General features: G+C 65.4%; 22 protein-coding genes and 1 tRNA gene. 7 read left to right on the plus strand and 16 right to left on the minus strand.

The features are described 5' to 3' along the window. Positions 1 to 95 precede the first annotated feature (95 nt). Positions 96 to 794, minus strand: a complete 699-nt coding sequence (locus AC5RT4_RS04040) for a type 1 glutamine amidotransferase domain-containing protein (RefSeq protein ID WP_494104909.1) — start codon at positions 792 to 794, stop codon at positions 96 to 98. Positions 795 to 966: 172 nt separating this feature from the next. On the opposite strand from AC5RT4_RS04040, the gene AC5RT4_RS04045 reads away from it, so the two are divergent. Both AC5RT4_RS04045 and AC5RT4_RS04050 read left to right on the plus strand, forming a co-directional pair. Then, positions 967 to 1,956 carry an LLM class flavin-dependent oxidoreductase gene (locus AC5RT4_RS04045; protein ID WP_494104910.1) on the plus strand — a complete coding sequence of 330 codons (990 nt, stop codon included), beginning with the start codon at positions 967 to 969 and terminating at the stop codon, positions 1,954 to 1,956. A gap of 1 nt (position 1,957) precedes the next feature. Beyond that, positions 1,958 to 3,421 carry an MFS transporter gene (locus tag AC5RT4_RS04050; protein ID WP_494104911.1) on the plus strand — a complete coding sequence of 488 codons (1,464 nt, stop codon included), beginning with the start codon at positions 1,958 to 1,960 and terminating at the stop codon, positions 3,419 to 3,421. 14 nt (positions 3,422 to 3,435) lie between these two features. Here the strand turns inward: AC5RT4_RS04050 and AC5RT4_RS04055 are convergent, their stop codons facing one another. The 4 genes from AC5RT4_RS04055 to AC5RT4_RS04070 all read right to left on the minus strand — a co-directional run bounded on the left by AC5RT4_RS04055 (position 3,436) and on the right by AC5RT4_RS04070 (position 7,010). Next, positions 3,436 to 4,569, minus strand: a complete 1,134-nt coding sequence (locus tag AC5RT4_RS04055; protein ID WP_494104912.1) for an FAD-dependent oxidoreductase — start codon at positions 4,567 to 4,569, stop codon at positions 3,436 to 3,438. Positions 4,570 to 4,579: 10 nt separating this feature from the next. Further along, entirely contained in the window at positions 4,580 to 5,506 is a 927-nt protein-coding gene (locus tag AC5RT4_RS04060; protein ID WP_494042421.1) for an AEC family transporter, read from the minus strand. Between the two features lie 67 nt (positions 5,507 to 5,573). Beyond that, a complete protein-coding gene (panD, locus tag AC5RT4_RS04065) occupies positions 5,574 to 5,999 on the minus strand; it encodes an aspartate 1-decarboxylase (protein WP_494104913.1) in 426 nt (141 codons plus the stop codon). Between the two features lie 96 nt (positions 6,000 to 6,095). Further along, positions 6,096 to 7,010 (minus strand): LysR family transcriptional regulator, encoded by a 915-nt coding sequence (locus tag AC5RT4_RS04070; protein WP_494104914.1) that lies wholly within the window; start codon positions 7,008 to 7,010, stop codon positions 6,096 to 6,098. Between the two features lie 152 nt (positions 7,011 to 7,162). On the opposite strand from AC5RT4_RS04070, the gene AC5RT4_RS04075 reads away from it, so the two are divergent. Together AC5RT4_RS04075 and AC5RT4_RS04080 are read left to right on the plus strand one after the other, a co-directional pair. After that, entirely contained in the window at positions 7,163 to 8,626 is a 1,464-nt protein-coding gene (locus tag AC5RT4_RS04075; protein ID WP_494042424.1) for an amino acid permease, read from the plus strand. Between the two features lie 266 nt (positions 8,627 to 8,892). Beyond that, positions 8,893 to 12,396 carry a proline dehydrogenase family protein gene (locus tag AC5RT4_RS04080; RefSeq protein ID WP_494104915.1) on the plus strand — a complete coding sequence of 1,168 codons (3,504 nt, stop codon included), beginning with the start codon at positions 8,893 to 8,895 and terminating at the stop codon, positions 12,394 to 12,396. A gap of 93 nt (positions 12,397 to 12,489) precedes the next feature. Here the strand turns inward: AC5RT4_RS04080 and AC5RT4_RS04085 are convergent, their stop codons facing one another. Together AC5RT4_RS04085 and AC5RT4_RS04090 are read right to left on the minus strand one after the other, a co-directional pair. After that, entirely contained in the window at positions 12,490 to 12,807 is a 318-nt protein-coding gene (locus AC5RT4_RS04085) for a hypothetical protein (RefSeq protein ID WP_494042426.1), read from the minus strand. A 167-nt stretch (positions 12,808 to 12,974) separates the two neighbouring features. After that, positions 12,975 to 13,829, minus strand: a complete 855-nt coding sequence (locus tag AC5RT4_RS04090; protein WP_494042427.1) for a LysR family transcriptional regulator — start codon at positions 13,827 to 13,829, stop codon at positions 12,975 to 12,977. Positions 13,830 to 13,973: 144 nt separating this feature from the next. Here AC5RT4_RS04090 and AC5RT4_RS04095 point away from each other — a divergent pair, with 144 nt between their 5' ends. Next, positions 13,974 to 15,359 carry an MFS transporter gene (locus tag AC5RT4_RS04095; RefSeq protein ID WP_494104916.1) on the plus strand — a complete coding sequence of 462 codons (1,386 nt, stop codon included), beginning with the start codon at positions 13,974 to 13,976 and terminating at the stop codon, positions 15,357 to 15,359. 1 nt (position 15,360) lies between these two features. On the opposite strand, the gene AC5RT4_RS04100 is transcribed toward AC5RT4_RS04095, so the two are convergent. Continuing rightward, a tRNA-Gly gene (locus AC5RT4_RS04100) sits at positions 15,361 to 15,434 on the minus strand. 233 nt (positions 15,435 to 15,667) lie between these two features. Here AC5RT4_RS04100 and AC5RT4_RS04105 point away from each other — a divergent pair. Further along, positions 15,668 to 16,129 (plus strand): SRPBCC family protein, encoded by a 462-nt coding sequence (locus AC5RT4_RS04105; protein WP_494042429.1) that lies wholly within the window; start codon positions 15,668 to 15,670, stop codon positions 16,127 to 16,129. A 5-nt stretch (positions 16,130 to 16,134) separates the two neighbouring features. Here AC5RT4_RS04105 and AC5RT4_RS04110 read toward each other — a convergent pair whose 3' ends face one another. Next, a complete protein-coding gene (locus AC5RT4_RS04110; protein WP_494104917.1) occupies positions 16,135 to 17,871 on the minus strand; it encodes a CAP domain-containing protein in 1,737 nt (578 codons plus the stop codon). Positions 17,872 to 17,999: 128 nt separating this feature from the next. On the opposite strand from AC5RT4_RS04110, the gene dcd reads away from it, so the two are divergent. Continuing rightward, complete coding sequence (gene dcd, locus AC5RT4_RS04115) at positions 18,000 to 18,575, plus strand: dCTP deaminase (RefSeq protein WP_387547836.1); 576 nt, start codon at positions 18,000 to 18,002, stop codon at positions 18,573 to 18,575. Between the two features lie 19 nt (positions 18,576 to 18,594). Here the strand turns inward: dcd and AC5RT4_RS04120 are convergent, their stop codons facing one another. Genes AC5RT4_RS04120 through AC5RT4_RS04150 form a run of 7 tightly spaced genes read right to left on the minus strand, consistent with a single transcriptional unit; the run spans position 18,595 to position 24,122 of the window. Further along, complete coding sequence (locus AC5RT4_RS04120) at positions 18,595 to 19,776, minus strand: cation:proton antiporter (RefSeq protein WP_494104918.1); 1,182 nt, start codon at positions 19,774 to 19,776, stop codon at positions 18,595 to 18,597. 5 nt (positions 19,777 to 19,781) lie between these two features. After that, on the minus strand, positions 19,782 to 20,264 hold the full coding sequence (locus AC5RT4_RS04125) for a cation:proton antiporter regulatory subunit (protein ID WP_494042432.1): 483 nt from the start codon (positions 20,262 to 20,264) through the stop codon (positions 19,782 to 19,784). Continuing rightward, positions 20,251 to 21,318, minus strand: a complete 1,068-nt coding sequence (locus AC5RT4_RS04130) for a LacI family DNA-binding transcriptional regulator (protein WP_494104919.1) — start codon at positions 21,316 to 21,318, stop codon at positions 20,251 to 20,253. Before AC5RT4_RS04130 ends, AC5RT4_RS04125 begins: the two co-directional genes overlap by 14 nt. After that, positions 21,315 to 22,061 carry a cupin domain-containing protein gene (locus AC5RT4_RS04135; protein ID WP_494104920.1) on the minus strand — a complete coding sequence of 249 codons (747 nt, stop codon included), beginning with the start codon at positions 22,059 to 22,061 and terminating at the stop codon, positions 21,315 to 21,317. The genes AC5RT4_RS04130 and AC5RT4_RS04135 overlap by 4 nt, the downstream gene beginning before the upstream one ends. After that, a complete protein-coding gene (locus AC5RT4_RS04140; protein ID WP_494104921.1) occupies positions 22,058 to 22,609 on the minus strand; it encodes a DUF6807 family protein in 552 nt (183 codons plus the stop codon). The genes AC5RT4_RS04135 and AC5RT4_RS04140 overlap by 4 nt, the downstream gene beginning before the upstream one ends. After that, on the minus strand, positions 22,573 to 23,007 hold the full coding sequence (locus AC5RT4_RS04145; protein ID WP_494104922.1) for a DUF6807 family protein: 435 nt from the start codon (positions 23,005 to 23,007) through the stop codon (positions 22,573 to 22,575). The genes AC5RT4_RS04140 and AC5RT4_RS04145 overlap by 37 nt, the downstream gene beginning before the upstream one ends. Then, positions 23,004 to 24,122 carry a Gfo/Idh/MocA family protein gene (locus AC5RT4_RS04150; RefSeq protein WP_494104923.1) on the minus strand — a complete coding sequence of 373 codons (1,119 nt, stop codon included), beginning with the start codon at positions 24,120 to 24,122 and terminating at the stop codon, positions 23,004 to 23,006. The genes AC5RT4_RS04145 and AC5RT4_RS04150 overlap by 4 nt, the downstream gene beginning before the upstream one ends. Between the last annotated feature and the right edge of the window lie 102 nt (positions 24,123 to 24,224).

Below are 24,224 nucleotides of genomic sequence, written 5' to 3' on the forward strand. Positions count from 1 at the left end.
TCGAAACAAAAACAGGGTGGTGCAAAAGGCTGTAAGAAAAAAGAGAGTGGCCCGGTCATCAGACCGGGCCACTTTGCTGTTTCAGCACCCTGGGATCAGCCCAGCGCGTTGATGACTTCCTTGGCCACGTCCTCGCTGGACTGCGGGTTCTGGCCGGTGACGAGGTTTCCGTCGCGAACTACGTTGGACGTCCAGGCTGCAGCGTTCTCGATAACCGCGCCCTTCTCCTTCAGAGCATCCTCCACCATCCACGGGGTGTTTTCGCCCGTGCCGCCGCCCAGTTCCTCCTCGTTGCTGAACACCGTGAGGCGACGCCCTGCGAAAACGAACGCGCCGTCGTCGTCCATGGCGCTCAGCAGTCCGGCGGGGCCGTGGCAGAAGGGCGCGATGATCTTGCCGTCCTTATCGGCCGCGGCCAGGAGCCTGCCGAGGTCCGCGTCCTTGTACAGGTCCGCCATGGGACCGTGGCCGCCGGGCATCACGACGGCGTCGTAGGGGGAAAGGTCGACGTCGGCCAGCACCAGCGGGTGCCCGAGCTCGGCATCGATGGACGCGAGGTAGTCCCGGAAGCCCTTCGCCCTGTCCTCGCCGCCCGCAGATTCGGCAGCCAGGCTCACCTGGTCAACAGTGGGCCGGGTACCACCGGGGGTTGCCAGGTGGACGGTATGTCCTGCATCAATCAACGTTTGGTGCGCAACCACCAGCTCCTCGGCCCAGTAGCCGGTGGGGTGCTCGCTGCCGTCCTTCATGGTGAGCGAGTCTGCTGCTGAAACAACCATCAGAATGTTGGCCACGGTGTTGCTCCTCTTTTGTACGGGCTGGTCACTAAGGTCGGCAACCTCGTAAGTGTGCTGAGTATTCCGTCACAGCCGAAATAAGACGGCCACCGCAGTGGTTATGCACGAAGTGCCCGCCCTGACCTGGCCGGCAAACTTCACGCAACGCTCTGAAAGGCCGGCACTCACCGTGACTCTTCCCCTCTCCATCCTTGACCTGGTAACCATCGGCAAAGGCCAGACGGCGGCGGAGAGTTTCGCGGGGAGCGTGGCCATGGCGCAAAGCGCCGAAGAGCTGGGATACCGGCGCGTCTGGTACGCCGAGCACCACAACATGTCCTCCATCGCCTCCTCCGCTACGAGCGTGCTGATCGCCCACGTCGCGGCGCACACGGAAAGCATCCGGCTTGGCGCCGGCGGCGTGATGCTGCCCAACCACTCGCCACTGACCATCGCCGAGCAGTTCGGCACCCTGGAAACCCTGCACCCGGGCAGGATCGACCTTGGCCTCGGCCGCGCGCCCGGCAGCGACCAGAACACCATGCGCGCCCTGCGCCGGGACCCTATGTCGGCGGACAGCTTCCCTCAGGACGTGCTGGAACTCCAGGGCTACCTCACCGGGCCCACCCGCATCCAGGGCGTTGAAGCCACCCCGGGCAAGGGCACAAACGTTCCGCTGTACATCCTGGGCTCCTCGCTGTTCGGCGCGCGCCTGGCCGCCCAGCTTGGCCTGCCGTACGCGTTTGCCTCCCATTTCGCCCCGAACGCGCTGCAGGATGCCGTGGCCATCTACCGCAGCGAATTCAAGCCTTCAGCCCAGCTGGATGCACCGCACGTCATCGCCGGCGTCAACGTAATTGCCGCCGATTCCGCCTCCGAGGCGCAGGCCATGTTGCGCGCCACCATGCGCGCGCGGGTTTCCCTGTTCTTCGGCGGCGGCCGCGAGTTCACCGATGACGAAGCTGACATGGTCCTCGACTCCCCGCAGGGCCAGCACCTCTCGCAGATGATGACCTACTCCGCTGTGGGCACGCCCGACGTCGTGATGGATTACCTGGAAGGCTTTGGCAGGCACGCCGACGCCGACGAGCTCATCGTGGCGCACCAAAGCATGGGCACGCAGACCCGGCTTCGCTCGGTCGAGCTCCTGGCCGAAGCCGCCGGCCTGGCGAGGGTCTGACATGCCCGCCGCCGACGGCGTAGGGTTCCGCTCCAAACGCGGTCCCATTCTCATCGCCCTGATGCTGTCCACCGGACTGGTGGCCATCGACTCCACGATCGTGGCCACCGCGGTACCCTCAATCGTCCGTGACATCGGCGGATTCGAATCGTTCCCGTGGCTTTTCTCGGCATACCTGCTGGCCCAGGCAGTCTCCGTCCCCATTTACGGCAAGCTCTCGGACATAGTGGGGCGCAAGCCCATCATCCTGGCCGGAATCGGGCTCTTCCTGCTCGGCTCCATCCTCTGCGGAATTGCCTGGAGCATGCCCGCCCTGATCGCCTTCCGGGCGCTCCAGGGACTCGGTGCCGGAGCCGTGCTGCCGGTGTCCATCACCATCGCCGGGGACATCTACTCGGTGGAGGAACGGGCCAAGGTCCAGGGTTACCTGGCCAGTGTGTGGGCAGTTTCCTCAGTGGTAGGGCCCAGTCTCGGCGGCGTCTTCTCTTCCCTGGGGATCTGGCGCGGAATCTTCCTGGTCAACGTTCCGCTGTGCCTGCTGGCAGGGTGGATGCTGCTCCGGACCCTGCACGAGAACGTCGAACGTGCCAGGCATAGAGTGGATTACGCCGGCGCCGGCCTGCTGGCCGTCTCGCTTGGCCTGTTGATCCTTGGGGCACTTGAGGGCGGGCAGGGGTGGGATTGGACTTCCCCGATCAGCATCGGCATCTTTGCGGTAGGCGGAGTGCTGCTGGTCCTCTTTGTCCTGGTGGAGCGGCGTGCAGCCGAGCCGGTCCTGCCGTCCTGGGTGGTGTCGCGGCGCCTGCTGGGCACGACGGCGCTGGTGTCCTTCGGCGTCGGGGCGGTCATGATCGGACTGACCTCGTACGTGCCCACGTTCCTCGAAGGGGCACTGTCTTCCTCGCCCCTGATCGCCGGCCTGGCGCTCGCAGCGCTCACCCTCGGCTGGCCCATCAGCGCCTCGCAAGCGGGGCGTTTCTACCTCCGGCTTGGCTTCAAGCCCACTGCCTTGATCGGAATCGCCATCACCGTGCTGGGACTCCTGGTCCTGGCACTCACGGCTTCCACCCCCAACGTGGTGCTGGTCGCCGTCAGCTGCTTCATCGTCGGACTCGGCCTCGGACTGGTCGCCACTCCCACCCTCATTTCCGCCCAATCCAGTGTGGAATGGAATGAACGGGGCGTGGTGACCAGCACCAACATGTTCGCCCGGTCCATCGGCAGCGCCCTCGGCGTGGCCGTGTTTGGTGCCATCGCGAATTCGGTCTACGCCAATACCGCAGGCGGTTCTGGTGACGCACCTGCCGTCGTCGCCGCTTCGGGAGCCGTCTTCCTGGCCGCGCTGGCAGCGGGGATCCTGACCGTGGCGGCAGTGCTGGCAATGCCCGCGGTAAAGGCAGGCGAAGCCGGCCGGGCCGACACCGGATCCGTCGCCAGCGAGGCGGAGGGCAGCCCCCGGCGCTGACGGCCGGCGTGAGGTTACCGTGAAGCGCGGAAAATGTCCGGGGCGGGCCGGGTGCCGGTGGCGAGGTCTGCAAGCATGCGGCCGACGACGGGAGTGAACTTGAACCCGTGCCCGGAGAACCCGGCGCCGATCACCAAGGGGCCGATCCGGTCCAGGATGAAGTCCTCGTCCGGAGTGGTGGTGTAGGTGCAGCTGATAGCCTCGAATGAGTCCGCGTCCACTCCGGGCAGCCACGTCCGCGCATAGTCCTGCAGGGCGGCGAGCTGGGCGGGCTCCGGCTGGAAAGAGCGCCGGTCAGGGTTCACCACCGGCCCAACGCCGTGCCAGCCGGCCTTGATGCCCTCGCCCGGCGTCTGCATTCCGTATACCGGCGAGTACCAGTTCCTGTACTGCGCACCAGTGCCGGGTGTGTGGTTGAAACCGGGCCAGACGGCCCCTTCGTCCAGCACCCGGAAGTGGGCCGGCTGCTCCTGTGTGACCCGCAGCTTCGGAATCCGCAGCCCCGCGCTTCCACGGGCGCCGGCCAGGAGCTTGTCGGTCCAGCCGCCGGCAGTAAGAACAACCTGGGCGGCGGTGGCCGCCTCGGTTCCGGACGGAGACTCGAAGACCAGACGGACGGCGTCGTCCATGATCTTCAGTTCCACCACTTTGGTGTGGTGGCGGATGTCGGCGCCCCGGGCTGCGGCGAGCCGCTGGAAGGCCGGCAGAGCAGCCTCCGGGTTGAGCTGGCCGCCGTCGGGCATATGGAGTGCCTGCCCGTCGAAGCGGATGCCGCGCCAGCGCTCGCCTGCCTCCTCCGCGGACAGGAACTCGGCCCGAATGCCCGCCTGGTTCAATGCTTCGGCAACTTCCGGCAGCCGCGGGTCCGGGCCGTGGTTGACTATTCCCGTCCTGGCCAGCAGCTGTTGTCCGCTCTCCTGCTCCAGCTCGTCCCACAGGCTCAGGCCCTCGGCCAGCATGGCCACGTATTCCGGGCGGTGGTAGCCGGGGTTGAGGTTGCGGGTGCTGCCGTGCGAGGCCCCTATGATGTGCCCTTGCCCGAACTGCTCCACCAGGGTTACCTGGCGGCCGCGGCGGGACAATGCCCAGGCGGCAGCCGAACCCATGGCTCCGCCACCGACCACTACGGTGTCCAGCATTGTTCCCATCAGTCTCCCATCACGTCAGCAGCAGCGCGACGGCGATCATCGCCGGGACGGCCACCACAGTTGTAATCAGCACGGTGTCCTTGGCTACGGTGAGGCCGGTTTTGTAACGGCTGGCAGCCACAAAAACATTCTGCGCGGTGGGCAGCGCGGACGTGACCACCACGGCGAACAGGATATGGCCTTCCAGCCCCAGCGCGAACCGGGCGAAGAGATACGCGAGGGCAGGCTGGACCGCCAGTTTGAAGGCGGAGGCCAGCAGGGTGTCCACCCGGCGGGCAGCGGAGGCCTGCAGCGGGCGGGTCCCGTTGAGGCTCATCCCAAAAGCGATGAGCATAGCCGGAATTGCGGCGCCGCCGATCAGGTGGATGGGCTCCATGACCAGTGGCGGAACCTGCCAGCCGGTGCCGGCCACCAGCAGGCCCAGCGCGGAGCCGACAATCATCGGGTTCTTGAGGATCATCACCAGGAAGCTCAGTGGCGTGGTGCGGTGGGAACTGGTGCTGGAATCCAGGATCATCAGGAACAGCGGCGTGAAGAAAGCGAGCTGGAAGATCAGCAGCGGTGCCACGTAGCTCGCATCACCCAGGACGTAGACCGAGATGGGGATGCCCAGGTTGGCGGAATTGACCAGCGAGGCCGCCATCGAGGACATCAGGGACTCGGAGAGCGGGCGTTTAAGCCAGAACCTGGCAATGGCGAAGAAGATGGCGGCGGTGGCGATGGCGGACACCGCCGCCACCAGCAGCGGAGCTGCAAAGACTTCGGCGAGGCGGGCCTTGCTCAGGGTTTCGAAGAGGAGCGCCGGGCTGGCCACAAAAAAGGTGAGGGAGCTCAGGACCTGCCGTGCATTGTCGCCCAGGATTTTCTGCCGGCCCACGAACCAGCCCACCAGGATGATGCACCAGACCACAAAGAAGCCGGCCAGGACGCCTAGCAAGGGAGGACCCGCAGCGAATCAACCCACGGGGCGCAGCGGAGGCAGGTACCGGGACGCACGCTCCGGGTTAGAGCGCAGCGTTGTTAAGGGCAAACGGGGGGCGCAGCAGTCCGGGCGTCAGGCCCTCGGCGGGATCGTTGCCGAGCTGGACCACCCTGTTGTTGGCGTCCAAGTGGACCACTTTGGGCTCGTAGGACTTCGCTTCCTCGGTGGTCATCTGAGCGTAGGTAATCAGGATGACAAGATCGTTTTCGTGCATCAGGTGCGCGGCGGCACCATTGATGCCGATGACGCCCGAACCGCGCTCGCCGGCAATGGTGTACGTCTCCAGCCGCGCGCCGTTGGTGATGTCCACAATCGAGACAAGTTCCCCGGGCAGGATGTCGGCAGCCTCGAGCAGGTCCAGGTCAACGGTGACCGACCCCACGTAGTGCAGGTCGGCATGCGTGACAGTGGCCCGGTGGATTTTGGACTTGAACATGGTTCGATTCATAACGGCTTCAGTCTAGCGCCGGGCGGCATTCCCGCGCAGTGACGCAGGGAACACCCGGTCCTTCACTCCGCAACAGAAGAGTACGACGGCGGCTGGTCACCCGGCGTCGTGCCTTGCCACTGCAGCCGCAGCGGCCGCAAGGGTCTCCCGTGCGGCCAGGATTGCCGGACGCTGGGCGCTGGAGCGGCGGACGGAGGTGAAGATGGTGCGGTGCGGCTTGCCCGGAAGTTCCAGGAGCTCGGCGGTGGTGCCGCGGCCGGTCCACACCAGGTCCGGCATCAGGGCTACGGCGTTGCCGGATTCAATCAGGCGGATCTGCGCCTGCAGGTCCGCTGTTTCGTAACGGACGTCGGGCTCGAACCCGGCGCTGCGGCATGCCTGCTCCGCCCAGTGCCGGGACGCCGCGCCGCGCGGCTCCATAACCCAGGCAAGTTCCGCGGTGTCCGCCAGTGAACGGATGGCCGGTCCGCTGTCGGAGTCCGCCGGAACTGCCAGCCTGATGGCGTCCGTGGTCAGCTTGATTCGGTCCAGCTCCGGATAGCGCGGTGCCGCGTGCCCCGGATACTGCTCTGCGATCACAAGGTCGAAGTCCCGCGCCCACGTTTCGTGCAGCGCGGTTTCCGGCTCGCGCTGGATCATCTCGATGCGGACCTCCGGGTACTCTTTGGCCATCCGGGTCAGCGTGTCGGGCATCAGGGCTAGGGCCGCTGACTGAAAAACCGCGATCCGCACCGTTCCGGTGACGGTGGTCAGGGAGGCGGCCAGGTCCGCCTCGGCCTGTTCCATGGTCTCCAGCAGGGTCGCCGTGTGCGCCACCAGCACTTCCGCCTGCGGCGTGAGCTGCACCCGCCGGCCGGTCTTCCGGAGCAGCTCCACGCCCACCTCCTTCTCCAGCAAGGCAAGCTGCTGCGATACCGACGACGGGCTGTACTGCAGTGCCTCCGCCACCTCCGCGAGCGTCCCCCGGATGCTTAGCTCGCGGAGCAGCCGGAGCCGGCGAACGTCGAGCATGGGGAATTCCTAACTGAAACTAACGAATATAGGTTAGAAGTAGCCACTTTATCTAATGCAAGCAGGCTTGCATACTGTTGGAACCGAGTTACCCCCGTCACAGCGCCTAAAGGCGTGCCGCGGCGGGGTCGCACCCCAAGCAGGAGTTCCTGATGAGCACTAGAGATATGAGCCAGTCGATCATGAGGCGCAAGCCCATTGACGACATTGAGGAAGAAAACAAACACAGTGGCCTCTTCAAGTCACTCGGGCTGTGGCAGCTTACGGCGATCGGCGTAGGCGGCATCATCGGCGTCGGCATCTTCTCCCTTGCGGGACTGGTGGCAGCAGGAAGCGAAAGCTCACCCGGGGTGGGGCCCGCCGTGTTGATTTCCTTCCTGGTGGCCGGCCTCGCTTCGGCGGCCGCGGCGCTGTCCTACGCAGAGTTCGCCGGCATGATCCCCCGAGCCGGCTCTGCCTACACCTACGGCTATGTTGCGCTGGGGGAGATCGTCGGCTGGTTCATCGGCTGGGACCTGCTGCTGGAATACATCGCCATCGTGGCCGTGGTGGCCATCGGCATCTCCGGCTACTTCGACGCCTTCCTCTCCGGAATCGGCATCAACATGCCCCTTTGGATGACGTCCACGGCTGATGAGGGCAGGGGCGGCGTTGTGAACATCCCCGCCATCGTGGTCTGCCTGCTGGTGACCTGGATCCTTTCCCGCGGCACCAAGGCGTTCGGCCGGTTCGAACTCGTGGCCGTTGCCATCAAGGTCCTCCTGATCCTTTTCATCATCGGACTGGGTGTCTTCTACATCGACACCAACAACTACAACCCGTTCATGCCCAGCGGCTTCGGTCCCGTCCTTGCCGGCGCGGCCACCGTCTTCTTCGCCGTGTTCGGCTACGACGCCATGAGCACCGCGGCGGAGGAAGCCACCGACGGCAAAAAGCACATGCCCAAGGCCATCATCCTCTCGCTGATCATTGCCATGCTGCTGTACGTGGCCGCCACTCTGGTGCTCACCGGAATGCAGAACTACAAGGACATCGACCCCACTGCCGGCTTCGCTTCAGCCTTCACCGGCGTTGGCCTGCCGGTCATTGCCACGATCATCTCGGTGTTCGCGGTCCTGTCCATCCTTACCGTGATGCTGACGTTCCTCCTGGGCGTTACCCGCGTCTGGTTCTCGATGAGCCGTGATGGCCTGCTGCCCGGCTGGTTCGCCAAGACGGACCGCCACGGCACCCCGCAGCGCGTCACCTGGATAGCCGGCGTCGCCTCTGCCCTGCTGGCCGGCGTATTCCCCATCAAGGCCGTCGCGGACCTCACCAACATCGGCATCCTCGCCGCGTTCGTCGTCGTCTGCTTCTCGGTGATCATATTCCGCTACAAGAAGCCGGACGCACCCCGGACCTTCCGCCTGCCACTCATGCCGGTTATCCCCGCGTTCGGTGTGTTGGCGTCGGCATTCCTGATGTTCCAACTGCACTGGGAAACCTGGGCGCGCTTCGGCGTCTGGCTCATCGTAGGCCTGGCCATCTACTTCTTCTACGGCCGCCGGAACTCGCTGATGAACCCCAACAGCCCGCGGCACGAAGAGATCGTGGAGATGCACCGCCCCCTGCGCTGACACCCTCTCTCACGTATCACCCGTTTTCCAGGGACGCTCTCTCACTTTTGACGCGTCCCGCGCGAACCCTCCCGCACTGTAGGTGCGGGAGGGTTCGGTGTTTTAAGTCAGTGGTAAGAGGGCATCTGATGAAGGTCCTCGCGCCGTTCATAACCATCTTTTCTAACCTGTATTGCTCAGGAAAGATCGCTTTATCTTATGTGAACCGAGGCTCATACTGGTGGGTAAGACCTCCTCGAACCACAGGAAAGAATGAGGAAAAAGCCATGACCCACGTAGCAATGGAGTCCGCAGTCGCCGCCGGAACAGTGCCGGCCATCGACGTCGATGTGCCGCAGGCGAAGGCGCTTGCGAATGAAACCGTAGCGCTGGTCCGCCACTGGCTGACCGAGGCATCCAAAGTTCCCGTCGACGCTTCCGCACAGCAGCTCGCAGGCGTGCTGAAGGATCCCAACGGGCTTGAGTTCACCGTGGGGTTCGTGGACGGCGTGGTGCGCCCGGAAGACCTGAACGTGGCCGCACGCAACCTTGCAGCCCTGGCCCCGAAGGTTCCGGCCTTCCTGCCCTGGTACATGCGCCGCGCGGTCCAGTTGGGCGGAACCATGGCCCCGGTCATGCCGCAGGTTGTTATTCCCATTGCCCGCAAGGTCCTCCGCGAAATGGTGGGCCACCTCATTGTGGACGCCACGGACGCCAAGCTGGGCCCGGCCATCACCAAGATCCGCAAGGACGGCATCAAGCTCAACGTCAACCTCCTCGGTGAGGCCGTCCTCGGCGAGCACGAAGCGTCCCGCCGGCTCGATGGCACGCACACCCTGCTGGCACGCCCCGACGTCGACTACGTCTCCATCAAGGTGTCCTCCACCGTCGCCCCGCACTCCGCCTGGGCCTTCGACGAGGCCGTGGAGCACGTCGTCGAGAAGCTCACGCCGCTGTTCCAGCGCGCCGCCTCCTTCGCCGGAAACGGAAAGAAAGCCAAGTTCATCAACCTGGACATGGAGGAGTACAAGGACCTGGATATGACCATCGCGGTCTTCACCAGGATTCTAGACAAGCCCGAGTTCAAGGACCTCGAAGCCGGAATCGTGCTCCAGGCCTACCTTCCCGACGCCCTCTCGGCCATGATCCGGCTCCAGGACTGGGCCGCCGAGCGCCGTGCCGCCGGTGGCGCCGCCATCAAGGTCCGCGTGGTCAAGGGCGCCAACCTGCCCATGGAGCAGGTGGAGGCCTCCCTGCACGACTGGCCGCTGGCCACGTGGGGCAGCAAGCAGGACTCCGACACCAGCTACAAGAGCGTCATCAACTACTCCCTGCACCCGGACCGCATCCAGAACATCCGGATCGGCGTGGCGGGCCATAACCTCTTCGACATCGCCTTCGCCTGGCTCCTGGCCAAGCAGCGCGGCGTTGAATCCGGCATCGAGTTCGAGATGCTGCTGGGCATGGCCCAAGGCCAGGCTGAAGCCGTCAAAAAGGATGTCGGTTCGCTGCTGCTCTACACACCCGTGGTGCACCCGGCCGAGTTCGACGTCGCCATCGCCTACCTGATCCGCCGCCTCGAAGAGGGCGCGAGCCAGGACAACTTCATGTCGGCCGTCTTTGAGCTGAGCGAAAACGAGGTCCTGTTCGAGCGGGAGAAACAGCGCTTCCTCGCCTCACTCTCGGCACTGGACAACACGGTTCCCCCGGCGAACCGGCAGCAGAACCGCAGCCTGCCGCCGGTCCCGATGCCCCACCAGGGTTTCGAGAACACCCCGGACACTGATCCCTCGCTCCCCGCCAACCGCAGCTGGGGCCGTGCCATCCTGGAACGCGTTCCGTCCTCCACCCTGGGCAACGCTTCCGTCGCGGCCGCTTCAGTCAAGGACGAGGCAACCCTGAACTCGGTAATTGCAACTGCCGTGGAGAAGGGCAAAGCCTGGGGTGCACTCTCCGGGGACGAGCGGGCCGAGATTCTGCACCGCGCCGGCGACGTCCTGGAGGCCCGCCGCGCCGACCTGCTCGAGGTTATGGCCAGCGAGACCGGCAAGACCATCGACCAGGGTGACCCCGAGGTCAGCGAAGCTGTGGATTTTGCCCACTACTACGCCGAGTCCGCCCGCAAGCTGGACAAGGTCGACGGCGCCACGTTCATCCCGGCGAAGCTCACCGTGGTCACGCCGCCGTGGAATTTCCCGGTCGCCATTCCGGCCGGGTCCACCCTCGCGGCACTTGCCGCCGGCTCCGCCGTCGTCATCAAGCCCGCGAAGCAGGCCGCACGCAGCGGCGCCGTGATGGTCGAGGCACTGTGGGAAGCAGGCGTGCCGAAGGACGTCCTCACCATGGTGCAGCTGGGTGAGCGGGAACTCGGCAAGCAGCTGATCTCACACCCGGCGGTTGACCGCGTGATCCTCACCGGCGGCTACGAGACCGCGGAGCTGTTCCGCTCCTTCCGCCAGGACCTGCCCCTCCTGGCCGAAACCAGCGGCAAAAACGCCATCATCGTCACCCCGAGTGCGGACTTGGACCTTGCCGCCAAGGACGTTGCCTACTCTGCGTTCGGCCACGCCGGCCAGAAGTGCTCCGCCGCCTCACTGGTGATCCTCGTTGGTTCGGTTGCCAAGTCGAAGAGGTTCCACAACCAGCTGATCGACGCCGTCACCTCCCTGAAGGTGGGCTACCCCGAGGATCCCACCAGCCAGATGGGCCCCATCATCGAGCCCGCCAACGGAAAGCTCCTCAATGCCCTCACCACCCTCGGCGAAGGCGAAAACTGGGCAGTGGAACCCCAGAAGCTGGATGACACCGGCCGGCTCTGGAGCCCCGGCGTGCGGTACGGCGTCAAGCGCGGTTCCTACTTCCACCTGACCGAGTTCTTCGGCCCGGTACTGGGCGTGATGACCGCCGAGACGCTGGAAGAGGCCATCGCGATCCAAAACCAGATCGAGTACGGCCTCACCGCCGGCCTGCACTCCCTGAACTCCGAGGAGCTGGGCATCTGGCTGGAGAACATCCAGGCCGGTAACCTCTACGTCAACCGTGGCATCACCGGCGCCATCGTGCAACGCCAGCCGTTCGGCGGCTGGAAGAAGTCCGCCGTTGGTGCAGGAACCAAAGCAGGCGGGCCCAATTACCTGGCCGGCCTGGGCGACTGGACGTCCGCCCGCAGCACAGCGGATGCCACGACCAGCCACCCCGGTGTCCGGCGGATCGTCAACGCCGCCGGTTCCGACCTGCAACCTGCCGAGCTTGAATCCGTCCAGCGGGCCCTGGCCTCGGACGCGCAGGCCTGGGCGGAGGAGTTCGGTACGGCGAAGGACGTTTCCGGCCTCAGCGCCGAGCGCAACATCTTCCGGTACCGCAGCCTGCCCGTGACGGTCCGGCTGTCCGAAGGAGCGCCGCTCGCGCACCTTGTCCGGACCGTAGCAGCAGGCGTGCTGGCCGGTTCGGAGCTGACGGTGTCCACCGCCGTCGAGCTTCCCGCCCAGCTGCGTCCGGTCCTCACTGCGCTGGACGTTGACGTCAAGGTTGAGTCCGACGGCGAATGGCTGGCTACAGCTGGCCGGCTCGCTTCTGCCGGGAAGCTCTCGGGGGCACGCATCCGCCTGATTGGCGGAGACTCTGCGGCCATGGCAAAGGCTACGGGTGGACGTCCTGACCTCGCTGTCTACGCACACCCGGTCACCGAGGCGGGCCGCGTTGAACTGCTGCCGTTCCTGCACGAGCAGGCTGTCAGCATCACTGCGCACCGCTTTGGCACGCCGAACCACCTTTCGGACACCCTGATCTAGCACCGCTCGTTGCAGGGGAAAACAGAAGGCCGGGTGGCCACCTTCACGGTGGCCACCCGGCCTTCTGTTGTTGCTTACTTGGTTGGCGGTCCGTCAGCCCAGGTACCAACCTGGCGGCGACCAGCTCACCGGGACGCTGTGGGCGGAGAACTCCTCACACCGGGTGCAGGTGTAGGCGGCTTCACCCAGGGTGGCGACGGAACCGTCGCGCCGGTATGTCGGCGGAATGTAAGACTCGAGGTAAACGAATTCGTCGGTGCGGCAGTTGTCGCAAGTGGGCTTGCCCACGTATCCGGAGTCAGTGGTGGCCAGACCGGAACCGAGGTTGGAACGGCGGGTAGCTGGCGGCCGCGCAGTGTTATGCGGGCGGACATGTGCTGAGCTGTAATGGGTGTTCTTGGCTGTCGTCATTGGCTGCCTGTCCCGGGTGCGGACCCTGGTGTGCGGGACGCACTCGTGTTGAAGAACTGGCCAGCTGCTTGACCATGGGAAAACCAGCATAGGTTATGCAACGTTCCGGCATCAATGGAGAACGGGCTGTCTTCCCCCCTCCGGCGCGCGGGTGTTGTCCGTGGTTTTCAGGCCGGCCGATTGATGGTCCGCCCCACTATGGACTGCGTCAGCGCGTCGATCACTTCGGAGTTGGCCAAGGGGTTGCGGATCAGGGTGAAGTCCACATCGCCCACTGCGGGCAGGTCAAAGCGCCGGGTGATGATCTTCAGGTCCTCGGGGACGAGGGAGGACGGCATAACCGCGACCCCGATGCCGGCCCGGACGGCAGCCAGGACGCCGCTGATCTGGCGCGTAGTGCACGTAATCCGCCACGTCCTGCCGTGGGATTCCAGCGCATCGATGGCGAGCTTCCGGCTCAGGCTCGGTGAGGGGTAGGCGATCAGCGGGACGGGCGCGCCGGGTTCCAGCACTGTCTGTTCCTGGCCCACCCAGGAGAAGGAGTCATGCTGGACAACTGTGCCATCCTTGGCGCCGGCCACCCACTTTACGAACACCAGGTCCAACTGCCCTGCGTTGAGCTTCCGGTAGAGCTGGTCACTCTGACCGACCGTAAGCTCCAGGTTGATCTGCGGATAGATCTGGCGGAATTCACGGAGGATGCGCGGCAGCCCGGTGATGGCCAGGTCGTCAGCGGTGCCGAACCGCAGCCGTCCACGCATGGCCGAGCCGGAGAAGTAACGTGCTGCGGCGTCATGGGCGGAGAGGATGTTCCGTGCGAACCCGGCCATCGCATCACCGTTGTCTGTCAGCCGCACGTCCCGGGTGTCCCTGGTGATCAGCACCCGCTTTGCGGCGGTTTCAAGCTTGCGCACGTGCTGGCTGATGGTGGGCTGGGCCAGCCCCAGCCGTTCCGCCGCCTTGGTGAAGCTGAGGGTTTCGGCCACCGCCAGGAAGGAGCGCAACTGGGCTGGTTCGAACACTTTAAACTCCCGGCGGCGAGAAGCGGACAACTCTGTCATTGCATTTTGCAATACGAGTTATAGGGACGATACGTCCCCATAATCGGGTGCCCCAAGCCTAGCGTTAAGCGCATCCCGGACCCACCGCAATTTGAGGACACTCCTGTGGCACCCCCACCGCCGTCATCGGCAACCGTCACCCAGCCCGTTATCGACTCCGCCGGCTCCGCCCCGCCGGGCCACCAGACCCAGCCCCTCGCCGTCGTCCCTGAACGCCTTCCGTGGAAGCACACCTTCATCTCCCTGCGTGTTCCCAACTTCCGTATCTTTGCCATCGGGCACTTCATCGCGGTCATCGCCATCTGGATGCAGCGCATCGCCCAGGACTGGATGGTCCTGCAGCTTTCCGGCTCCGTGACGGCCGTGGGAATCACCGTGGCGCTGCAGTTCCTGCCCTCCCTGCTGCTGGGACCCTGGGGCGGCATGGTGGCGGACCGGTTTGCGAAACGGAAGATCCTGATCCTGTGCCAGAGCATGGCCGCGCTGCTCGCAGGGGCGCTCGCGGTTCTCGCGCTGACCGGTGCTGTCGAGGTCTGGCACGTATACGTCATCGCCCTGGTCCTCGGCCTGGTCACCGTGCTGGACCAGCCGGCCCGGCAGGTGTTCGTCAACGAACTGGTTGGTCCGAAGTACCTGCGCAATGCGATCAGCGTCAACTCCACCACCTTCCAGCTGGGCGGCCTTATTGGTCCTGCCCTCGCCGGATGGCTGCTGACGGCAGTTGGGGCAGGGTGGGCATTCGCCGGCAACGCCGTAGCTTGCTGTACAACAGTTGTGATGCTCCTGATCCTGCGGAAGGACCGCCTGTTCGTCAGTGCCCCTGCCCCTAAGAGCAAAGGCATGCTCCGTGAGGGGCTCCGCTATGCACTCAGTAAACCGACTATCTACTGGCCGTGGCTGATGGCCGGGTTCATTGCGGTTTTTGCCATGAGCCTGCCGGTAGTGCTGGCGGCTTTTGCCGATCACGTGTTCGACGTCGGCGCGGGAGGCTATGGGCTGCTGAACGCCCTCGTGGCGCTCGGGGCGCTAACAGGAGCAGTGGCGTCCACCCGGCGCCGGCAGCTGAGGCTGCGTTCGGTAGTGTTCTGCGCCGGCATGTACGGCGTCATGCTTTGCCTAGCGGCCTTCGCGCCGTCGATGCCCGTGTTCGGAGCAGTGATGGTGCTCTCCGGATTCTGGTGCCTGATGTTCCTCACCGGGTCCAACCAGCTCGTCCAGGTAAGCTCAAACATGGGCATCAGGGGCCGGGTCATGAGCCTGTACATCATGGTGCTGATCGGCGGACAGGCGATCGGCGGCCCGATGCTCGGCTGGCTCTCGGAGCACGCCAGCCCGCACCTGGCCCTGCTCGTGGCCGGAGGAGTTCCGGCCCTCGCCGCCCTGACAGTAGCCGTCGTCCTGGCCCGAAAGGGCTCGCTGATGCTGAGGGTTGATTTGAAGGACAGGCGCCGGCCTGTGCATATCACCCGGCGGGCTGCAGCCGGAGACTGATTGGAGCGGCTGACGGGAATCGAACCCGCGTATCAAGCTTGGGAAGCTAGCGCTCTACCATTGAGCTACAGCCGCATCGCCCCGTTTCAGGGGCAGAACATAGCTTAGCGCAGAAGTAGCGGGCAGCCGCCCAAGCCGCGGGGAGGGGCCGGCCGTGTCCGGTCACTGGCCGTCATCCAGTAACTCTTCAGTAACGTACCGTGTCCTGGCTAGGCGGGGGCGGGGGAGCGCGGGCTAACCTGTTCCGGGTAGCTGCGGTGCCGGGGGGTGCAGCTGCCGCAGGCAGACGTCAACCATGAAAGATCCCGATGGCATTCGCAGAGCATGAGGTCCTCATCCAGCGCGACGCCATGGCTGTGTACCAGTACCTGCTCGACGCGACGAACCTTCCCGCATGGCGCGAGTCGGTCCGCAGCGTCAAGCTGCACAAAGGTTCCGCCGGAACCAAAGGCGCTGTGTACCGGAAGATGGTGGCAGGACGGTCCGGGCTGAGCATTCCGGCGGACCTGGAAATTACCGAAGCCAGGCCAGGGGCCGAAATCCAGTTCCGGGTAACCTCAGGCCTGGGACAGCGCGTGGGCGGTTACTACCTCAGCACCGAGGCATCGGGGACCCGCGTCCGTTTCGCCCTCGAATTCTGGCCCGAGGGCCGGTTCGGTTTCCTGCACAGGCTTGGATTCCTGAGCCGCATGGCCCAGCGGAACCTCAGCTCGGAGGTGGCCCAGCTGGAGCGCCTCGAGGACGTCATGGAGCTCCAGCCGGCCCTTTAGGCCTCCTACTGCGCCAGCCGCTGTCCCGTCCAGGGGCCAGCGATGTTCGACGGCGAGATGAGGCTTCCCGAGCTCAGGTCCCAGAACTGCACTACGTCCGAGGCCCTGCGCAGGGACAGGCCGGTGGAGTTCAGGCCGGTGACGTCCCGCAGCGCCCGGATGCCCGTGACATCGCCCCAGCCCGTGGCCACGGTGGCCCTCGCCTCGGCACGCAGGGCGGTGGCGCCCCAGCCGCGGTGGAGCTGCACTGATCCATCTGTCCGCAACGCCAGGACATCCTGGAACCCGTCGGCGTCGTAATCCACCATGGACAGCTTCCTCGCTGCGCCGATGTTGCCGATCGGCGCACGTTGCGAAAGGTCCCCCAGCCCCTTATTCGGATACAGGTAGAGGCCGCCGCCGGAGTCCAGGGCAAGGAGTTGGGGCATCCGGTTGTTGGCGCACCAGCCACCCACTGCCAGGGTGAGGGTTTCCCAGCCGCCACTTCCAAGGGTCACGGACGGCTGGAAGCCACCGCCCTGTATACCGCGATGAAGGGTAAGAGTGCCGCTGTTCCATTGCGTCAGGAGGTCGTAAGCGCCGTCGCGGTCCCAGTCGGTGGTGAAAACTTCCTTGGCACCGGCGAAGCCGGACCCAACCACCTTCGGCGCGGAATAGGTGCGTACACCGGTGACAGTACGGGCGAGCAGCTGACCTGCTGAGTCCACAGTCACCAAATCGCCGGGCCCCTTGATGGCTGCGGCAGAGAGGTCAAGGGTTGGCGGCATGTGCCTGACCGGAGCGTCGCACACGGTTGGCGCCGGTGGCGGGAAAGCCCCGCCGGGCCCTGTGCCGCCCGACCCCGTCCCGCCGGGCGAGTTGACGGTGCCTGCCGGCAGTGTGGTGTAACCAAAAAAGTTCACCACGCCCCAAATCTGATACGTGCGGTCCGTGTAGCTGATCCCGGCACCCATGACGTTGAAGCGCGGATCAATCAGCATGGCGTTGTGGCCGGGGGAACCCTTCCACCACTCCACCAGCTGGGCGGCGTCACGGTCGGTGCGGATGGCAATGACTTCACCGGCGCCGTTGTTGGGATTCATCGCCCGGGGGTCGGTCCAAAAATTAGCCCGGTGCTCGATAACTTCACGCGAGGCAATGTTGTCGGACCAGTCCTGCGCCAACCCTGCCACCGTGGGGTGGTACTTCACCGGGTTCAAGCCCTTGGATGCACGGTATTCATTGATTCTGTTGAACACGGTCAAAACAGCTGCCGCGTTGCTGTCCGGGACCAGGGCCTCCGTAGAGGGCAGGGCGGAGGCGGCAGCAGATTCAGGGGCTGCCTGGCGCTGGGACGGCGCAGCCAATTCCTCGTCCGGAGCCCAAAGCGGCGGGATGGACGGGACTTCGGGGGCCGGTGCCACCGGAGCAGGGGTGGCGGCCGGTGCAGGTGCCGGCATGGCTTCTACGGGGGGAACCTCAGCAGCCGGCTCCGGCACCGTGCCCGCCACTGCGGCCGGTGATGCCGAACGAACGTCCGGTTCCACGGCGGGGGTGAGTGTGGACGCGGCCGTGCTGTCATTCGGGGAAGTTCCACCGCCGTCGTGCAGGCCGGCGGGACCCAGGATGACACTGCGGGGACCGGCGGTTGCCGCCTGGCTTGCCGCAAGCGGCAAGGCGGTTGTACCCGCAGACGAGGAAACCAGCGCCAACGCGCAAAGCACGCCAATGAAGGAGGGCGCGACAAATCTATTCACAAACATCCCCAGCTCTGTTGGGCCATCCGGGAGACCATCCGGCGCCTGAATCACTGAGGCAACACTAGCCCCATAGGACTACTTGAACAACGAAAGAATGCAGGTGGGGATAACCAGTACGGTAATTTGGGACGGTGCTGATCTCTGACCGCGATATTCGTGCCGAAATAGACTCCCAGCGGATCGTGCTGGAACCCTACGATCCTGCGATGGTGCAGCCGTCGTCGGTGGATGTCCGGATCGACAAATTCTTCCGTCTGTTCGACAACCACAAGTACGCGCACATTGACCCGGCAGAGGAGCAGCCCGAGCTCACGCGCCTCGTGGAAGTGGAGCAGGACGAACCCTTCATCCTGCACCCGGGCGAGTTCGTCCTTGGCTCCACCTATGAAACCGTTACGCTCCCTGACGACATCGCTGCCCGGCTGGAAGGCAAGTCCTCCCTGGGCCGGCTGGGGCTGCTGACGCACTCCACCGCAGGCTTTATCGACCCCGGCTTCTCAGGCCATGTCACCCTGGAACTTTCGAACATGGCAACGCTGCCCATCAAGCTGTGGCCGGGCATGAAGATCGGCCAGTTGTGCTTCTTCCGGCTCACGTCCGCGGCCGCCTACCCCTACGGGCAGGGCGACTACGGCAACCGCTACCAGGGCCAGCGCGGGCCTACAGCCAGCCGCAGCCACCTGAACTTCCACCGCACGTCAATTTAGGCGGCCACGCCAACTGCTGTCACGCCTTCGCGGCAACGCCCGCGGACGGCAGCACGGACTTCACCAGGGGTTCCACGAACCGTGCCGCCAGCGGCCCCACCACGGCCATGATCAGCACATAGGCGGTGGCCAGTGCGGCAAGTTCTTCCGGGATCGCACCTGACGCGAGGGCCAGACCGGCGATGACGATCGAGAACTCGCCGCGGGCTATCAGGGTGGCCCCGGCGCGGAAGCGGCCGGGGCGTGCGATGCCCATGCGCTTGGCCGCCCAGATTCCCGTTGCCATTTTTGTTGCTGCCGTGACCAGGGCGAGCACGAGTGCCCAGCCGAGCACCGGGGGAATGGACGAAGGGTCCGTGTTGAGACCGAACGCCACAAAGAAGATGGCGGCAAACAGATCCCGCAACGGTTCAAGGATTCGGGTGGCGTTGTGGGCGGTGGCGCCGGAGATGGCGATGCCGAGCATAAAAGCCCCCACAGCCGCGGACACCTGCATGGCCGAAGCGAGACCGGCCACCAGCAGTGCAGCGCCCAGGACGTTGAGCAGGAACACCTCGGAGTTTTCGCTGTGCACAGCCTTGGACACGTGGTGCCCGTGGCGGAGGGCCACCATCAGCACCAAACTCACGACGGCCAGCGCGATGCCCACCGTGGTGAGGCCGCCGAGAAAGCTGACTCCGGCAAGGATGGTGGTGAGGACGGGAAGATAGACCGCCATGGCCAGGTCCTCAAAGACAAGGATGGACAACACCACCGGAGTTTCGCGGTTACCCAGCCGGCCCAGGTCCGTGATGACCTTCGCAGCGATGCCCGATGAGGAGATGTAGGTGACCCCGCCCATCACCATTGCGCCCACCCCGCCCCAGCCCAGCAGCAGGGCGAGCGCAGCGCCCGGCGCGAAATTAAGGACCAGGTCCAGCACGCCGGCCTGCCAGGAGCGGCGGAGTCCCGTGAAAAGCTCGGCGGCGGTATATTCCAGTCCGAGCATAAGCAGGAGCAAGATGACGCCGATTTCCCCGGAGAGGTGTGCGAACTCGTGCATACCTTCAAGCTTGACGATCCCGCCGGCGCCGAATGCGAGCCCGCCCAGGAGATACAGCGGGATGGGTGACATTCCGATCCGTCCGGCCAGCCTGGCCAACAGGCCCAGGCAGAACACAACGGCCCCCAGTTCGATGAGGGTCAGGGCCAGCGGGTCCATCACGTTTATCCGTGACGCAGGATATCGGCCGCCGTATCGAGGCCTTCCTGGGTGCCGACTGCTACCAGCAGATCACCGGTGTGCAGGACGACGTCGGGTCCCGGCGAAGGGAGCACCTCGCCTTCGCGCATGATGGCCACGATGGAAACCCCGCAACGGGTGCGGATGCAGGCCTTCCCCATGGGCTGGTTCTGGAACGGGGAGTCGGGGGCGATCGAGAACTGCCGGGTGACAATGCCGGGCACGTCCTTATGTTCTTCGGTGAGCTTCATGGCAAGGTGCTGCCCGCCCAGGAGGTTCCCGAGGGTCGCAGCTTCGTCCCCGGTCAGGGGAATCGATGCCTGGCAGGTATCGGGGTCGTCCCAGGTGGAAACGATAAGTTCCGTCTGGCCTTCCCGCAGCTCCACAACGCCAATCCGGCGGCCGGATGCTGTCATGAAGTCCTTCCGACGGCCGAGGCCCGGAAGGTCCGTCTCATCCACGTTCATGGGTTAAGCCTAGTCTGCCGTGACCTTCTTGTGGCGGACCTGAGGATTCCCGCAGGACCAGCCGCATGCCTGTCGGGCCAGGTTCCGGGGGAGCCGGTGCATCAGGGGTAAGTGCGGCGAGCAGCTGGTCTATTGTGCTGCTTCCCTGGGCTTCCAGCTCCATCTGCACCGTGGTCAGCGAGGGCACCAGGAAGGCGGACTCCGGCTGGTTGTCCCACCCCACCACGCTCACATCTGAGGGCACGCGGAGGCCAAGGTCGTGGAGCGCCCGCATGGCGCCGATGGCCAGTTGGTCGTTCGCGGCGAAAAGGGCGGTGATGGAGGTATCGGCCATGAGCGTCCTGGCTGCCGAATAACCGGAGGCGGAGCTCCAGTCAGCGTGGGCAACGCCCCCGTCCTCGATGCCTTCGTCACTGACGGCTTGCCGGTACACGGCCAGGCGGTTGCGCGCAGCCGGCCACTCCTGGGGTCCGGCGATGTGGGCAATGCGGCGGTGCCCCAAACCGGCCAGGTGCGCCACGACCGCCCGCGCCGCGGAGCCGTCGGCTATCCTGCCCTGTCCCCGCATCTTGTCGTCGTACTCCCCGGCGATTACCACGGGGATGAGTCCCTGGGCCTGCAGGAGGTCGCTGCCCGGAATCGGCACGAATGACAGGATCCCGGCGTAGGGACCGCCGTCGAGGATTCCGCGGAGCCGCGCCGTGCGCTCGGGCTCGGTACTTTCAAGGGCCACGACGTCGAGCTGGTAGCCGGCCGCGCGGGCGGTGGCGGCCGCGCCGTTAAGCATCCGGGACGGGAAGTAGGGGGAGCCGCCGGGTACGAGGGCCAGGAGCCGGTACGTGGCCTTGGTCCGCAGGGAACGGGCGGTGAGGTTAGGCGAGTATTTCAGTTCCGCCATAGCCTGCTCCACCTTCTGCGCGGTGGCCGCCTTGAGCTTGGAAGGGTCCGCCATGTAACGGGAAACCGTTTGATGCGAGACCCCCGCGAGCCGGGCCACTTCGTAGATAGTGGCGGCGCGGACGGGCTGCTGCGGCCCGGCTGGGGAGTTCGTCACAGCCTGGAATCATCCCACGTGGTCAGGTGCCCGCACATGCCGTAGCCTTCACCGGTCCGCTGCCGGGCCCGGGCCACTGCCGCCCCTGCCATGGAGGCCGCCGAGCCGTCCTGGAGTTCCTGCAGGGCCTGCCCGGTGGCGTCCGCCTGGCTGCGGACGTTTGCCGCCCAGAGCTCCTTCCAGTGTTCAACTTTCGGGCGGACCAGTGCGGCGGCGAGGCGATGGAACCCGGCCAGGGCCTCCGGTCCGTCCTGCCGGACAGACCTTCGAAGTTCCTCGTATCCTTCCAGGGCCAGGTCCCGCCGCCGGCGTGCAGCCGCAGCAACCATCTGCTGGTCAGCGGCGGCGGGAAGTACGGCGTACTCGGCATAAAGGTCCGGGTTCAGCAGGACGGGCCGCGGGAAGGTCAGCACGGCATCTCCGGCTTCAGGCAGGCCGGCGTTGGACATGATCACGTTGAGCGTGAGCGCATCCGTGTTGACCAGGCGGTGCACAGTGCCGGGACTGAACCATAACAGCGACCCGGCGGCCAGGCTGTGCTCGGCCACACCATCCATGGTGATGGTGTGGACCTGGCCGGCTCCGCCCGTTACCAGATAGGCCTCCGAGGAAACGGTGTGCAGGTGCGGGGAGCCGCCGCACAAACCGTCCGCGGCCTCCCAGTCATAGACCCGCAGGCCGGTCACGGCGGTACCTCCGGGAAAGCCGGGAACTGCAGGAGGTGTGTCCTGTGCGCCGTTCACCGGCCCGCCCGGGGTGCAGAGGCACCAGCAAGGACGTCGCGTGCTGCAGTGGCCAGCGCTTCCGCCCGGGCTGCGTCCGCCCCGCCGTCGGCGATGACTACGCCGTACCGGTAGCGCGCAGTGGAACCGGCCTCAAACAAAACTTCCCGGCTGAAAAATGGAGCCGGCCCCATACAGGCAAAGGGCTCAGACCGGGCAAACCATTCGGGCTGGGGGTGGGCGCTGTGGGGGTCGTCAACCATGACCACGGTGGAGAAGCGGCAGGTTTCATCGTGTTGGCCAACGAAGGAAAGCCAGGGTGCGCGCTGGCCGCGCAACTCTTCACCCGCCGCCCCGCCCGGCCCAATGATGGTTCCGCCGGCAAAGGACCGGGGACCGCGCCAGAACAACCCGCCGTACCCGGCGTTGTCCCGCCCCTCTGTGGTGGGCGACCCGACATGGATGTCCCTGCCGGAGACGTTGGTCATGACCGAGTCGAAGACCAGGGTGTAGCTGGCGTCTCCGCCGGGCACTACCTGGAAAGACCTTTCCTCCTCAACGACGGACACCCCCGCCTGCGTGATCCACTGCAGCGTATGGGCAAAATGAACCTTCCGCCGTCGTCCGCTGCCTGGCGGATCTCACCGTGCCGCATGGCACCGTTGTTCGGCAACCACTGGTAATCCTGGCCCCGGCGGTAGCTCGGCCCGCCCCAGAAGTTGTCCGCCCCCAGGTGCGGCAGCGACCATGCAATGCCCTTGTGCCACACGTGGTCATGCGGGCGGTAGGCGCTCACGAGGTCGCCCGCCGCGGTACGGACCGGATGGAAATACGGCCGCGGCGACTCCACCTGGGGATCGTCGGCGGCATAGGTGTACGTCAGGACGGGCACGCCGTCGAGTGAGACTGCGACGGCGGCACCGTCATCAGACCAGCTGAGGTGGCTTGCGGAGGGCCCGGCGCTCAAGCATTGCTCTTTTCAAGTTTCCAGGGTTCGAACCGGCCGTCAGCACGGTCGAAGAAGGGGTTTCCTTCAGTGATTTCCCCGCGGCGCACGGTTTTGCCGGTGATGGCGGAAGCGTAGATTGCGGCTGCGAGTTCCATCGTGGGGTAGGCCTCGGCAAGCGTGATGGGCGGCACCCGGCCCGAGCCGATGGCGTCGACGATGTGCGCGTACTGCGCGGGATGACCGCTGGGTATGACGGCCTGCCCGTCCGTCCAGAGATCGGAGAGATGTTCCTGCCCCGGGGCCGGGGTGAAGCGCCAGTGGGCGTCGTCATAGCCGTAGAGGTGCTCGAGTTCCACGGTGGCATTTTCGTAGTCGAACCGTAGCTGGGAGGTTTCCCGCGGTGATATGACAGAGTTGATCACGGTGCTCAGGGCGCCGGATTCGAAACGAACGATGGCGGTGGAAACGTCCTCGGTTTCCGTGCGGCGTGCGAGCCTGCCGGCGAAGGCGGTAACTTCCTGCCACGGGCCCCAGAGGTGGAGCAGCAAATCGAACTGGTGGATGCCGTGACCCATAGTTGGACCGCCGCCTTCGACATCCCAAAGGCCACGCCACGGAACATCGAAATACTCCTGGTCTCGGAACCACAAGGTGTTGCAGAAGCCGGTGAGCGGATTGCCCAGGACTCCGGAATCCTGCAGCAGGGCAAGTTTCCGCGCGCTGCTGCCAAAGCGGTGCTGGAAAATGCAGCTGACGTGCTTGCCTGATGCGCGTTCGGCCTCCTGCAATTCGCGCATCTGCCGCAGTGAGAGCGCCGGGGGCTTCTCGAGCACCACGTTCAGGCCAAGGGACAGGGCCTCCAGGGCCAGGGAGGCGTGTGACGACGGGGGTGTGCACACGGCCACGACGTCCAGTCCCGCTTCTGCGGCAGCAGTGAGGCTGGGAGCCGTCTGTGCGAACCCCAACTTCGCCGCAAATGCTGTTGCCCGGTCTGCGTCGATATCGACAGCGACAGCAAGCTCCGCGCCCGCGAGTTCCAATGCTTCTGCATGGGCGTGGGCTATGCCGCCCGTTCCGATGATTCCCGCGCGGGGGCGTTGCGGCGCCTGCTCCATGGTGGTGCTCCTGGTCATTGAAAGGATTCAGATGGTCAATTACCACCAGTATGTGATCGATAACAGTCGGGGTCAATACCTATTACTGAACCAAGGGCGCGCGGGAAGGAGTGCCGGAGG

This window comes from Arthrobacter sp. sptzw42 (assembly GCF_059089685.1).

What these genes read in the sequence shown, in the direction of transcription:
- AC5RT4_RS04050 (WP_494104911.1), top strand. Translation starts at nt 1,958, where the DNA reads ATGCCCGCCGCCGACGGCGTAGGGTTCCGCTCCAAACGCGGTCCCATT.
- AC5RT4_RS04055 (WP_494104912.1), bottom strand. Translation starts at nt 4,569, where the DNA reads ATGGGAACAATGCTGGACACCGTAGTGGTCGGTGGCGGAGCCATGGGT.
- panD (WP_494104913.1), bottom strand. Translation starts at nt 5,999, where the DNA reads ATGAATCGAACCATGTTCAAGTCCAAAATCCACCGGGCCACTGTCACG.
- AC5RT4_RS04070 (WP_494104914.1), bottom strand. Translation starts at nt 7,010, where the DNA reads ATGCTCGACGTTCGCCGGCTCCGGCTGCTCCGCGAGCTAAGCATCCGG.
- AC5RT4_RS04075 (WP_494042424.1), top strand. Translation starts at nt 7,163, where the DNA reads ATGAGCACTAGAGATATGAGCCAGTCGATCATGAGGCGCAAGCCCATT.
- AC5RT4_RS04080 (WP_494104915.1), top strand. Translation starts at nt 8,893, where the DNA reads ATGACCCACGTAGCAATGGAGTCCGCAGTCGCCGCCGGAACAGTGCCG.
- AC5RT4_RS04085 (WP_494042426.1), bottom strand. Translation starts at nt 12,807, where the DNA reads ATGACGACAGCCAAGAACACCCATTACAGCTCAGCACATGTCCGCCCG.
- AC5RT4_RS04105 (WP_494042429.1), top strand. Translation starts at nt 15,668, where the DNA reads ATGGCATTCGCAGAGCATGAGGTCCTCATCCAGCGCGACGCCATGGCT.
- AC5RT4_RS04110 (WP_494104917.1), bottom strand. Translation starts at nt 17,871, where the DNA reads ATGTTTGTGAATAGATTTGTCGCGCCCTCCTTCATTGGCGTGCTTTGC.
- AC5RT4_RS04120 (WP_494104918.1), bottom strand. Translation starts at nt 19,776, where the DNA reads ATGGACCCGCTGGCCCTGACCCTCATCGAACTGGGGGCCGTTGTGTTC.
- AC5RT4_RS04125 (WP_494042432.1), bottom strand. Translation starts at nt 20,264, where the DNA reads ATGAACGTGGATGAGACGGACCTTCCGGGCCTCGGCCGTCGGAAGGAC.
- AC5RT4_RS04150 (WP_494104923.1), bottom strand. Translation starts at nt 24,122, where the DNA reads ATGACCAGGAGCACCACCATGGAGCAGGCGCCGCAACGCCCCCGCGCG.